The organism is Spirosoma sp., from assembly GCF_048594605.1.
In the GTDB taxonomy this organism is placed as follows: Bacteria; Bacteroidota; Bacteroidia; order Cytophagales; family Spirosomataceae; genus Spirosoma.
In genome coordinates this window covers 1-12,465 of the sequence record NZ_JBMDWV010000287.1, presented here as the reverse complement: position 1 = coordinate 12,465, position 12,465 = coordinate 1, and the positions used below count along the sequence as shown (strand labels likewise).

Sequence of the window (12,465 nt, the reverse complement as noted above, 5' to 3'; positions counted from 1 at the left end):
TTATGGGCTCTGGAGCTAACAGATTAGGGGAAAATGGAGACAGTAAAAGCTGCCTGGTTAAAATTTTATTCGATTAGTAAAAAATATTAGGTAAATATACCTATTTTAGCAGGCGTGATCTATGTTTATTTACCGCAGTTTTTAATAGCAAAACCCACTCATGAAGTCTTATCCAGGTATGATTAGCCTGATTGTACCAGCTTTTAATGAAGAAGAGAATTTACCAGTACTGGTTCACAGGCTTATGGCCATCATGGAACCATATGATTCTTACGAAATTCTGATTATTGACGATGGTAGTTCGGATCAAACCCGTTACGTGCTGCGGCAGCTAAGCAACGCCTATCCTGTTGTTCGTTTTCTTTCTTTTTCCCGCAATTTTGGCCATCAGATGGCGCTACGGGCAGGATACGACAACGCTCGTGGTGAAGCCGTTATCTGTCTGGATGCTGATCTTCAGCATCCGCCGGAGTTAATTCCGACGCTAATTGCCAAGTGGCGTCAAGGTTACGAGGTGGTATATACTGTACGACAGGCTGATCCAAAACTCTCTTGGTTCAAACGGACTACCTCCAAATACTTTTATCGACTTCTACGTAGTGTTTCTAACCTGAACATTGAAGATGGAGCGGCTGATTTTCGATTACTTGATCGGAAAGTAGTCAACACGATAAAGGAATTTAAGGAAAATGATTTATTTCTGCGGGGTGCTATTTCATGGGTAGGGTTTCGTCAGTGCCGTATCCTTTATGAGCCAGCTGCTCGTTATGCTGGCCGTTCAAAATATTCTTTCCGCAAAATGCTGAAGCTGGCGGCCATGGGTATTACGTCTTTTTCGACGCGGCCGCTGTATCTATCAGTATTGTTAGGTTTTGGCATGTCATTCTTTGCCTTACTATTTGGTGCCGAGGCTACGTATGAGTATTTTTTTACGAATGCAACGGTTTCTGGCTGGACAACCCTGGTCGTCCTATCGGTGCTTATTGGGGGCGTTCAATTTATCATGATCGGTATTATCGGTGTATATTTGGGCAAAACGTTCGTTGAAGTAAAAGGACGACCAGCCTATATTATCAGTGATACGAGCGAGATAGAGGAGACCGCAACAACATGGCAACCCACCAGTCAAGAGGACGACGTGCTATTTTATTCACCGTTGACGTAGAAGAATTTGATACCGCCGTCGAATTCGGTCATGACATTCCACTGGGTGAACAGGTGGCGGTTTCAACTAAGGGTTTAAAGTTAGTAGCTGACTGTTTTGATACTGTAGGTGCTTGCACTACGTTGTTTACAACGGCTAATTATGCCCTCCATGAACCTACGCTGGTTCAACATTTGGCGCGTAAACACGAAATCGCGTCCCACGGATATTATCATACTACCTTCGAACCCGCTGATTTACTGACATCCCGGCTGGCGCTGGAGAAACTTCTGAATCGTCCCGTAACAGGATTTCGGCGGGCGCGTATGGGGTTTGTTGATCCGAACGACGTGCGTGAGGCAGGTTATGCTTATAATTCCTCGCTGCATCCGACCTGGCTGCCAGGTCGATACAACCACTGGGGGGAGCCTCGACACCCATTTCGGGAAATGAACATTTGGCAGATCCCCGCATCGGTTACGCCTACGTTACGATTGCCCTTGTTTTGGCTTAGTCTGAAAAATTTTCCGTTCGCCCTCTACAAACAACTGTGCCGACAAACGCTGCAAGCGGATGGTTTCCTGAATCTTTATGTACATCCCTGGGAGTTTACGGACCTGTCGGCGTACGATAAAATTCCAACTTATGTTCGACGGTATTCGCGCGATATGCTGCTCGATCGGGTTAAGAATCTTCTTCTTTATTTAAAACCATTTGGCGAGTTCAGCACAATGGGTGAGTTTGTACAGCAACTCAGCTCAACCCCTCATTAAGCACTAGCCTGTTTATTTTTACCGGATGGTATCATTTTTTAAACGACCATTTTTTAGTAATTATCGAGTCATATTCGGTCTCTATTTCTTAGTTACCCTATTTGTCAGTATACGGGTTGTTTTCGTAGATGGATCCAATAACTACCAGATCTTCTATTATTCACTTGACCACTTAATCCACGGCAAAAGCCTTTATACGGTTTATCCAGACGAGTATACTGACCATTATCATTACGCGCCAACTTTCGCTGCGCTGTTTTCGCCTGTCTTTTCGCTGCCTTATTCACTAGGTCTATTTTTATGGCATTTTCTGTTTGCTGGAATTTGGGTATTGGCCATCTACCGAATGCCCTTTACGCATCAGCAGAAAGTTTTTGCCTACTGGTTTGGATTACAGGAGCTTTTTACCTCGCTGGTCAATAGTCAGACAAATCCGCTTATTGCTGCTATACCCTTATTTGCCTTTATTAGTTTTGAAAAGCGGCAGCCGTTTTGGGCGGCCTTTTTTATTGTTCTAGGCTTTAACATTAAGATATACAGCCTTGTAGCAGGGGCTTTATTTATTCTTTATCCGCAAAAAATCCGCTTCCTGATCTCATGTTTACTTTGGGGCGTAGTACTAGGACTATTACCCTTGATATTTACCCCCTTCGACAAACTGCTTTGGCAATATGATTTGTGGATTAATCAGTTATTCATTAAATCAGACCATGACAAGTGGGGTAATACATCCATCCACCGCTTAGTCCATACGTTTATTTCTCCCGATGTGGCTACGCCCGTCATTATTGGAGCCGGTGTAATTCTTTTCTGTACAGTTTACGCCCAATTTCGGCGATTTACAGACACTACGTTTCGGCTGCTGATGGTTGCTTCTACCTTGATCTTCCAGGTTATTTTTAATCCGGTTGCTGAGTCACCTACGTACATTACAGCGGTTACGGGCGTACTGATCTGGTGGTTTTGTAGTCCCCAAACAGTACTTGATCGTGTGTTGCTGATTGCCTGTCTGATCTTCACCATTTTTTCGCCCAGTGATTTATTCCCGGTTTTTCTGCGTGAACAATTCGTTAAACCGTACGTATTAAAGGCCTTACCGTGTGTATTAATCTGGTTTCGGGTAATTTATTTAATGCATATCGACACAAATAAAAGCACTCATGGCGTCAACCTGGCTTGATTTCTGGCAGAAGGAGAATGAATTCGATGATTCAATGTCAACGAATTATGCTTATTTCCTGGCCCGCGTTGAGGAATATATTCCTTTGTCGAAAAAAACGAAAGTGTTGGATATTGGCTCGGGGCCAGGCAATCTGGAAGATGCATGGCACCACCGAATTGCCGAAATTCACGGGCTGGATATATCGAAGCGGTATAACGAAATAGCTCGGGCTAAACACGCGAATCATACAAACGTTTATTTCCACGATCTTCCAGCCGATGACTATTTGAATTTCCAACCTGTAAAGAGCCAGCAATTTGATGTTATTATCGTCATGAGCGTAGTGCAGTATTACCGGAACGCTGACGAAATCAAATCGTTAATTCAATCAATAAAAGAGTTAGCCGCTCCTGGAGCAAAAGCGCTTATCTGTGATATAATGGTTGGGGGGAGCGTACTCAAAGATATTGCGAGTATCATTGGACGATCACTCAGGCAAGGGCAATTGCTATCAATGCTCAGATTGCTGGTTCGGCTTCGCTTTTCTTCATATTATGAAGTGCGGAAAGAAAACGGGTTTTTGGTACTTCCTAAACAGGAATGGCTGGAAATTGCCCGGCAAGTAGGTGTAGACGCTCGCTTTATCAATGAGCCATTAACTTTACAGCAGGAGCGACAAAATTTACTGATTCAGTTTTAACCAGCTTTTGAATACTATACGTAGTGCTTAAATAAATACTACGTCTTCGATGACATCGGTACCCATGTCTTTATTTACCAACTGAATGAGTTTCTGCTTAGCGTTGACTAGTTCGTTACGTAGTGGAGCAGAAGCAATTTCAATGTGAAGCTTGCGATCACGAACGTAGAGCCGGTTTGTGCGCGAGGCAATTGCCGGCCCCATCATGCGCCCCCAAAAGGCTTCGAGATACGTTTCGTTGAAGCGCGTCTGGAGCTGATAGGCTTTCAATAACTGACTAATGGCATCCTTTACGGTGGTTGTGCCAGCTACACGAGTAGCATTGTCGCGGTTATATCGGTACGTCTGATTCATGGGCGGGTGTCTTACTACAAAAGTAAACAATGAATTGACTTAATAGATAGTGCTACGTTTACGAGCGGTAAAAAATATGCGGTTCCGTAGAAAAAGCCCGTAGTGTTTGGATTCGCACCGTTTGGCTGTTATACTTGCGTCATCAAGTCAATTGCTACGCGCCAACTTCTGTCGTACCGGCGCGCGTTGATTTATAAAGAAGTGGGGAGAGATCAGGCTCTGCGAACCGCTGGCAACCTACCACATGGCAAGGTGCTAACTCCTGCCTAAAGCTATTTTAGGGACTATAAATCGATAACTCACATGATCTACAGTCAGCAACGTATGCCCCGGGCCTGGCTGCCCATTTGGGCCTGCTAGTCTCCACGCTCAATCTGCCGTTCAGAACCGGGAGAGGTTGTGGCGCATACCCTTTACGGAATCTGTTTTCAATGAATCCCCGAAAGGAAATAAGTACAATCCCAAAACCATAGACTTGCCAATTATGTCATCATCCCTTCATTTTGATACGCTCCAGCTTCATGCTGGCCAGGAGCCCGACCCCGCTACCAACGCTCGGGCTGTGCCTATTTATCAGACAACGTCGTATGTCTTTAACGATTCTGCTCATGGCGCTGATTTGTTTGCGTTGAAAGCATTCGGTAATATTTATACGCGCATCATGAACCCCACCTCCGACGTATTCGAGAAAAGGATGGCCGCGCTCGAAGGAGGAGTGGCCGCTCTGGCTGTCGCGTCGGGTCAGGCCGCTCAGTTTATTGCGTTAAGTAATATTTTGAGTGCGGGCGAAAACTTTATAACTACCTCGTTTCTATACGGAGGTACCTACAACCAGTTTAAGGTTTCGTTCAAACGACTGGGTATTGAAGCTCGCTTTGCCGACGGTGATAATCCTGAATCGTTTGCCAGATTGATTGATGATAAAACGAAGGCCATTTTTCTGGAAACCATTGGTAATCCTGGATTTAATATCCCTGATTTCGACGCCTTTGCTGCTTTAGCAAAAGAACATGATCTTCCATTGATCGTTGATAATACGTTCGGAGCTGGAGGATATCTGTTTCGTCCACTTGAACACGGAGCTGCCGTAGTTGTTGAATCAGCCACAAAATGGATTGGCGGACATGGTACCAGCATCGGAGGTGTAATCGTTGATGGGGGCAACTATAACTGGGGTAATGGTAAGTTTCCGCAGTTTTCCGAACCGTCGGAAGGCTATCATGGCATGGTGTTTAGCGACGTATTTGGTGTGGGTGGTCCGTTCGGTAATATTCAGTTTATTATTCGGGCCCGCGTTGAAGGTCTGCGCGATTGGGGCCCAGCGATTAGTCCGTTTAATTCTTTTTTGTTGCTGCAGGGGCTGGAAACACTCTCGCTACGTGTTGAACGAACTGTGGAAAATGCACTGGCGCTGGCCCAGTGGCTGGAACAGCACGAACAGGTTGAGTCGGTCAATTATCCTGGCCTGCAAAGTAGCTCCTATCATGAGCTTGCCAAAAAATACCTGAAACGTGGCTTTGGGGGCGTATTCACCTTCAAATTGAAAGGTAATAAAGAAACCGCGGATCAGTTCGTCAATAGCCTGAAACTGGTCAGCCATTTAGCCAATGTCGGCGATTCAAAAACGCTTATTATTCATCCGGCTGCCACTACGCACCAGCAACTAAGCGAGCAGGACCAGGCTAGCGCAGGCGTTGAGCTGGGCATGCTACGTGTCTCGGCGGGTATTGAGCATATCGACGATCTTAAAGCCGATTTTGCACAGGCATTTGCCCAAATCGCCGAGCCGGTTAAAGCTTAATTGATTAACATGTCAGGTTCGATATTTCAGGCTCCTGTCGGGATTAAACAGAGAGCCTGAAATATCGAACTTAAGTCACTTAACCTGAAACATCATTTTCGTTGAACGTACAGTATTTCGATTATAAATATTCGTTCCCACTTGAGTCGGGCGAGAGCTTGCCGAGTTTTCGCTTGGCTTATACCACACGGGGTACCCTCAATTCTGATCAGTCGAATGTGATCTGGGTATGTCATGCCCTGACGGGTAATGCCGATGCTGGCGACTGGTGGGGCGGAATGGTCGGGTCAGGCAAGTATTTCGATCCGGAGCAGTATTTTATTGTTTGCGCGAACGTATTAGGTTCCTGCTATGGTTCAACGGGGCCACTCGCTATTAACCCAGCCACTAAACAGCCATTCTATCATGACTTTCCAGTTATTACGGTACGAGATATAGTTGGAACGCTGGATTTACTACGGCAGGAGTTAGGAATCGAGAAAATTCATACGTGCATTGGTGGCTCAGTAGGTGGCGAGCAGGCCGTAGAATGGGCTATTATGCAACCGAATCTGATTGCTAATCTGGTTCTAATTGCGGCTAGTGCAGTGGCTTCGCCCTGGTGTATTGCGTTCAATGAAGCGCAGCGTATGGCTATTGAAGCTGATCCAACCTGGGTTGAGCGACGCGATGATGCCGGGCGCGCTGGTATAAAAGCTGCCCGGGCGATGGCCATGATTTCCTACCGGAATTACGATACGTATGGATTCACCCAGGCACTTGATAATAATGAACAATTAGACGGATATAAAGCAGCGGGTTACCAGCGATATCAGGGCGAAAAGCTAGCGGATAGGTTCAACGCTTTTACGTACTGGACACTTTCGAAGGTGATGGATTCGCATAATGTAGGCCGTAATCGCGGAAGTATCCTTAATGCATTATCTCAGATTAAAGCGCGAACATTAGTCGTAGGAATTCGTTCTGATTTATTGTTCCCCCCTTCAGAACAGCAGTTTCTGGCTCGTCATATTCCAGAAGCTGTTTATGAAGAGATTGATTCGCTCTACGGTCACGACGGTTTTTTAATTGAATTCCGGCCGTTGGCCAATATTATCCGTAAATGGATGGCAAATGCGGGGACCACAACAGAACTAAAATCAACAACATCAACAATTCGCATTAGCCAGTAAGGTTAGTTTAGTATGGTTTGGTATGAGGCCGAAGTACGGCAATTGGAAGATAAATTGGCTACAATGCCACCGGTTATAGATCGAGTCGTTTTTTATGGTAGTTCCTCAATCCGGCTCTGGACAACGCTAACGCAGGATTTTCCACAAATTAATACGGTCAACCTAGGCTTTGGCGGTTCTACACTGGCGGCCTGCGCCTGGTTTTTTGAGCGATTGCTGATTCCAGCGGCCCCTAAGTCAATTGTGCTTTATGCTGGTGACAACGATTTGGGCGATGGGCGTCATCCTGAGGAAGTTTATTTGTTTTTCTGCGCGTTTGCCAATAAAATGGATAAGTATTTGCCTGATGTTCCGGTATCGTTCCTATCGATAAAAACTAGTCCTGCCCGCTGGGAAATTGCTGACCAGATTCGTCGTACGAATGAATTAGTAAAGAAAGAGATTGAGCAACGGGTCAATTATCAATACGTTAATATGACAACACCACTGCTCAATAATGATGGACTGCCACGTCGGGAATTTTACGAAAAAGATGGACTGCATTTAAACCCTGCCGGTTATCAGGCCTGGCAGAAAGCGCTTCAGCATGCTCTGAATTTTTAACAATTTATTGACTCGTCCATTGCGGTAATTTGAGCCAAATAGTGCAATTTCACGAGCACTAACGTTACCGTTATGCATCGTGAGTATCATAAATGGTACAGCCCGAATCTAAATCGTGACATGGAGTTGCTCATTTTTGGGCATGCTGGTGCGCGCGTACTTGTTTTCCCAACACGTCGGGGCCGATTTCATGAGTATGAAGATATAGGTCTTGTTAACGCGTTGACTGAACAACTGGATAACGGCTGGCTGCAACTGTTTTGCGTAGATAGTGTGGACAGAGAGAGCATTTACAATCGTTACGCTGCTCCCTATGACCGTATCCGGCGTCACGGCCAATACGAGCAATACATTCTGAATGAAGTTTTACCATTTACGCGTCTAAAAAATCCTCAACCTTTCATGATTTCGCATGGGTGTAGCCTGGGCGCTTATCATGCGGTAAATATTGCGCTTCGGCATCCGCAGTGGTTTGGTAAAATTGTTGCCTTTAGCGGGCGATATAGCTTATCGGAGCCAGTAGCCGAATTTCGGGGGTTGTTCGATGATTATTACGACGAGGAAATTTATTTCCATAGCCCGAATCATTTCCTGCCTAATTTGACGGACGATTCAATGTTGAGCCATTTACGTCGGATGAATATTGTCCTGACAATTGGGGTTGATGATCCGTTTGTGCACAGCAATCTTGCGCTCAGTGAAGCGCTGTGGAACAAGAATATAGCCCACGAACTATACATGTGGGACGGACGGGCACATCAGGCCAGCGATTGGCAGAAAATGGTGCCGCTGTATTTATAAAATTTAAAGAATACCCTACTTCCTGATAAACCGCATGACGGGCACATCGCCGGTTAGGAGTGTCAACGTATTGTCGTCGCTGACGACGTAGCGATTTATGGTTTTCAGTGCGTCCAGAAAAGCCTGCTCACCTTCGCCGGGGCACATCATGCGAGTCATGGCCATAGGTTCCGTAAAACTGATTTTTGAGCCGTCAGCAACTAATTTCCCATTGAACGAATTACAACTGGTTGTGCCATTTACTCGTTGATTAGGCAAGTCGAACGTAATAGATGGCTTCTTCTCCGGGTATAATCCTTCGAAAGCAATCTTACGTTCCGAAATATAATTCAGCTCCCACGTACCGGCTAAGGTTTGGCTGGATGACAATAGCGCAGAGGATGTTTGATCTGTCTGGTTCGATGGTAATGTGAGTTTTTCTGTCAGGTATAAATAAGGTGGGTGGTAATGGTGGATAAAAACACTGTCCTTACTGTCGGGATATTTTACAAAATAGGCACTATCAGCCAGTAACACAATTGTTGTTCCGGTCCGGACGTAATCATTGCTCTTGTAATATTCTGGCGGTACGTATCCATTCAAGTTTTTGCTAACCGTTTTGGAAGCCAGCTTACCTAAAAATTTCTGGTAGTTTTTCTGCGCTTTCAAAGCGGGCTTGCTCAGGCTGTTGTATGCGTATTTTAGGGCAATACGTTGCAGCAACTTCTGTTTTTTTATCATAGCTGGCGCACCCACGAACGGATTGGTGGGATTAAAATCATTTACCGTCTGCACCGTAAATGGAACTTCAGGTACCCAGTCGGCAGAGTTGACAACATTGTACGCCCAGCCACCTTGTGTAGCCGCTTCATATTCATACGCAAAAGGCAGATTCCCTGGTTTAGGCCCGGCGCTGCAGTACGTTTTGAAACGAATATCGGCCGGGATTTTAGACCGCTTTTGCAGGTTTTTAAGGTGGGCCGTCAATAAAAAAGCGAGCGATCCACCCTGGCTATGTCCCATGATGAGCATGTCCTTGATGCCCGCCCGGTAACAGGAATCAATTTTTGGTAAAATGTCTTTCGCCAAAATGCCCATCGTTACCAGCCATCCGACGTGTACAGCTGCTCTGGGATTAGCGGCCAGTTCGTACGTAAATTTTTCGGTATCGCTGAGCTGTATTTCTCCTTTTGCCGGGACCATAGCTGCGTAAAAATTGCCAAGCCAACTTACGCTGTTAGCGGTTGTGCCTCGAAGGCTAATGATGCCAATGCCCTGATTATTAGTCCATAAATCCCATTTGTTGTCTAAACCGACAACCGGCGACCGGTAAGCGAGTTTGAACTGCTGAGGTGCTGGAAAAGCCCGAACATAATCTGGTCCACCAAACTGGGCCGACACTTTAAGTAGCTCTATGTATTCAGCTTTATCGAAACCCGGCTTGAGTTTCTGACCAAATAAAGCGGTTGATAAGCCGCACAGTATAAGCAACGTAACAATGTTTTTCATAAAGGAGGAAGGTTTACAAATCGACGAGTAATTTCTTACTTCGTTGACGACGGTTCTGCCCGAAGTCTTGCAACAACTGCGTCTCCGTTTTTTAGTAAGAGTTCTTTTCCTGAGATGCTATAAGCGTTCGTTACTGATAATGCTTTTAGAAAGTTGTTTTCTATAGTCATGTCTGGGCAGGCCATTTTCGTAGAACCAATTTCATTAAGCCGAATCTCTTCATCGCCAGACAAAACGAAACTCCCGAACAGACGATTACAACCCGTTGAGCCGGTAACTTTATTTTCTTCTGCCGTAAATTCCAGCGAAGCCTGCTGGTTAGTGCCTTCATGAATAACCGGCTGACCATCTAGCTCAACCAAAATCCAGCGATTTTGCATTAGGTATAGAGTGTCGGTTGCAGGTTTAGTTGAATTACAGCCCACAGCAATCAAACTAAATAAGAAAATGAAGGCACTAACAATTTGACATCTCATAGACGACCTTTAGGCAATTGTAGTTGAAAGTACGAAACTAAACGTTGTTATTGATAATCAAACAATTGATACGTAATGGCTTATAAATTTAACAGATGAGCCGTCTCGGGAATTAAGTCTTTAAGCTTTGACTGGGTCTGTAACAGCGTCTTAGCGTAGGGAGTATATAAAACCCGACCTGGTGGGCTCGTTGACAAATCGGCATCCCAAAGCCCCGATTGGTGCCAATGATCGAGGTGGTCCCAATCGGGCCGGTCGATAATTGGATAGATACATACGCCCCAAAGCGGTACGCCTTCCTGAATGACAGCGCCACATTCCCGGCCAATCATATCGATCCAGACAGGACGATCAATGCCGGGATGACTGGTTTCGGTGAGCACAATAGGCCGTTTATAACGTCGATACGCTTTCATTAATAAACGGCGGAGTGGCAACCAGCGAGGGTCAGGTATACGATCATTCCAGCCCAGAAATGTACCCGTACCTTCAATCCATTGATTATTGTAATAATAATTGAACCCCAGCATGTCGAGATAGTCGGGTGAACCACCCAATTCAGGAGCAATCTGACCGGCTAGTATATCAACTGATTGGAACTGGTTCTCATCGGCAACGGCTGCGTTGATAATCTGCTGCCTGGTAGCGTTCAGCGGAGGCACCATTTGCACGAGCGGCTCAGTCGTCAGAATTCTAACGGTCGGATCGATTTCGCGCATGGCTGCTACGCCTTCAATATACCCTCGCATAAGTCCGAGTTTCACTTCCCAGCCCTGACGAGTGCAGTAAGGCGACGTACCACGCGCATCTCCGCCCAGCCACGACATAAAACTGACCTCGTTGATAGGCGTAACGATCAGTGGTTCATCGGGATAGCGATCGCGGTAAAAGCGAACAAACGCCCGGCATAGTGCGGCAAATCGGCGGGCAAACATGGGATGAAGCGGTGTTAGATCGTCTGGATAGCCAAAATGGCACAGGTCCCAAATTTGCTGAATACCTTGCCGGTGACCTTCCGTCAGCATTTGCTCTACAACGCTCCAATCGTACTGGTAAGCCGTTTTTTCAACCCGGCTCCACTGAATTCCCTCCCGAACGGTACGTATACGGAAAGCGTCGAGCCGTTCGTAATCTTCGCGCAGTAATTGCAGATGACCTGTTTTACGTAGTAAATCGACTCGGTTGCCGAAACAGTTAAGCTGATCGGTGCATTCATAACCTGCCCACCAAAACGACCGAAACGGATTGGTGTCTGTGGATGATAACGTATTGAGTAGCAAGAGAAAAAGAGTTTGTTAATTCTCAAATATGGAAGACTTCCGGTTATTAATCTATACGACTAACCGTTTTGTTTTATGTTCCAGGCTTCGGCGCCGGACGGTCGAAGCCTGGAATTTGGCGCATTATAGAGCTTTAACGATAGCAATTACTACGTTTGCCGAATTACGCGCAGCCGTCGGATAGAACTTATCGTAGGCAATGTGCGCTTCGGCATCGGCGCGGTCGCTGAGGCTACGAATGATGAGATGGGGCACCTGAATCTGATAGCAGACCTGCGCTACGGCGGCTCCTTCCATTTCGGTAGCATCTGCTTTAAAATCAGCTCTTAAACTTTTCACTTTTTCCGGTGAAGCGACAAATACGTCGCCCGTTACCACAGTGCCGGTTATAACTTTAACGGGTCGGTCAGATAAGCCACCTGATGCTAACGGAATGCCTTCCAGCTTTACGGTTTTCACTACGTTCATCGCTACGTTCAGCAGAGTCGAATCGGCAGGGAAATAAACAGGATTGAATTCTTTTGTGATAGCATTGCGCGTTTGTCGGGTCGGCATATTTTTATCCGTGATGGAGCCATAATCGTGGTGAGCTGTTCGGCCGGCAATAACAATATCGCCCGGTTGTAAATCCGGATTTGTACCGCCTGCTATACCCGTAAACAGCACCCGCTTTGGCCGGAAATGGTCGAGCATGAGCGCCGTAGTCATGGC

Annotated in this window: 13 protein-coding genes and 1 riboswitch; of the genes, 8 read left to right on the top strand and 5 right to left on the bottom strand. The window is 46.0% G+C overall.

The window, feature by feature from the left end; translation table 11 throughout:
- The first annotated feature begins 160 nt into the window (after positions 1 to 160).
- Genes ACOJS8_RS17075 through ACOJS8_RS17060 form a run of 4 tightly spaced genes read left to right on the top strand, consistent with a single transcriptional unit; the run spans position 161 to position 3,779 of the window.
- Positions 161 to 1,165 carry a glycosyltransferase family 2 protein gene (locus ACOJS8_RS17075; protein ID WP_420149752.1) on the top strand — a complete coding sequence of 335 codons (1,005 nt, stop codon included), beginning with the start codon at positions 161 to 163 and terminating at the stop codon, positions 1,163 to 1,165.
- The gene (locus tag ACOJS8_RS17070) at positions 1,111 to 1,917 is read left to right on the top strand and encodes a polysaccharide deacetylase (RefSeq protein WP_420149751.1); all 807 of its coding nucleotides are present in this window, start codon (positions 1,111 to 1,113) and stop codon (positions 1,915 to 1,917) included. The genes ACOJS8_RS17075 and ACOJS8_RS17070 overlap by 55 nt, the downstream gene beginning before the upstream one ends.
- Positions 1,918 to 1,942: 25 nt before the next feature.
- Positions 1,943 to 3,097 (top strand): glycosyltransferase family 87 protein, encoded by a 1,155-nt coding sequence (locus ACOJS8_RS17065; RefSeq protein ID WP_420149750.1) that lies wholly within the window; start codon positions 1,943 to 1,945, stop codon positions 3,095 to 3,097.
- Complete coding sequence (locus ACOJS8_RS17060) at positions 3,078 to 3,779, top strand: class I SAM-dependent methyltransferase (protein ID WP_420149749.1); 702 nt, start codon at positions 3,078 to 3,080, stop codon at positions 3,777 to 3,779. Before ACOJS8_RS17065 ends, ACOJS8_RS17060 begins: the two co-directional genes overlap by 20 nt.
- 27 nt (positions 3,780 to 3,806) lie before the next feature.
- On the opposite strand, the gene ACOJS8_RS17055 is transcribed toward ACOJS8_RS17060, so the two are convergent.
- The gene (locus ACOJS8_RS17055; RefSeq protein WP_420149748.1) at positions 3,807 to 4,133 is read right to left on the bottom strand and encodes a DUF721 domain-containing protein; all 327 of its coding nucleotides are present in this window, start codon (positions 4,131 to 4,133) and stop codon (positions 3,807 to 3,809) included.
- A gap of 188 nt (positions 4,134 to 4,321) precedes the next feature.
- Positions 4,322 to 4,426, top strand: a riboswitch (SAM riboswitch).
- 191 nt (positions 4,427 to 4,617) lie between these two features.
- Between ACOJS8_RS17055 and ACOJS8_RS17050 the strand changes: the two genes are divergently transcribed.
- The 4 genes from ACOJS8_RS17050 to ACOJS8_RS17035 all read left to right on the top strand — a co-directional run bounded on the left by ACOJS8_RS17050 (position 4,618) and on the right by ACOJS8_RS17035 (position 8,510).
- Entirely contained in the window at positions 4,618 to 5,934 is a 1,317-nt protein-coding gene (locus ACOJS8_RS17050; RefSeq protein WP_420149747.1) for an O-acetylhomoserine aminocarboxypropyltransferase/cysteine synthase family protein, read from the top strand.
- 101 nt (positions 5,935 to 6,035) lie between these two features.
- Positions 6,036 to 7,106, top strand: a complete 1,071-nt coding sequence (locus tag ACOJS8_RS17045; protein ID WP_420149746.1) for a homoserine O-acetyltransferase family protein — start codon at positions 6,036 to 6,038, stop codon at positions 7,104 to 7,106.
- Positions 7,107 to 7,118: 12 nt separating this feature from the next.
- On the top strand, positions 7,119 to 7,709 hold the full coding sequence (locus tag ACOJS8_RS17040; RefSeq protein WP_420149745.1) for an SGNH/GDSL hydrolase family protein: 591 nt from the start codon (positions 7,119 to 7,121) through the stop codon (positions 7,707 to 7,709).
- Positions 7,710 to 7,781: 72 nt separating this feature from the next.
- Complete coding sequence (locus ACOJS8_RS17035) at positions 7,782 to 8,510, top strand: esterase family protein (protein WP_420149744.1); 729 nt, start codon at positions 7,782 to 7,784, stop codon at positions 8,508 to 8,510.
- A 15-nt stretch (positions 8,511 to 8,525) separates the two neighbouring features.
- Here ACOJS8_RS17035 and ACOJS8_RS17030 read toward each other — a convergent pair whose 3' ends face one another.
- From ACOJS8_RS17030 to mtnN, 4 genes are all read right to left on the bottom strand, one after another.
- Positions 8,526 to 9,998 carry an META domain-containing protein gene (locus ACOJS8_RS17030; RefSeq protein WP_420149743.1) on the bottom strand — a complete coding sequence of 491 codons (1,473 nt, stop codon included), beginning with the start codon at positions 9,996 to 9,998 and terminating at the stop codon, positions 8,526 to 8,528.
- A 35-nt stretch (positions 9,999 to 10,033) separates the two neighbouring features.
- Positions 10,034 to 10,378, bottom strand: coding sequence for an META domain-containing protein (locus ACOJS8_RS17025; protein WP_420149742.1), 345 nt, complete (start codon positions 10,376 to 10,378; stop codon positions 10,034 to 10,036).
- A gap of 176 nt (positions 10,379 to 10,554) precedes the next feature.
- Complete coding sequence (locus ACOJS8_RS17020; protein WP_420149741.1) at positions 10,555 to 11,754, bottom strand: amine oxidase; 1,200 nt, start codon at positions 11,752 to 11,754, stop codon at positions 10,555 to 10,557.
- 123 nt (positions 11,755 to 11,877) lie between these two features.
- A partial coding sequence (gene mtnN, locus ACOJS8_RS17015; protein WP_420149740.1) for a 5'-methylthioadenosine/S-adenosylhomocysteine nucleosidase occupies positions 11,878 to 12,465 on the bottom strand: 588 nt, incomplete at its 5' end.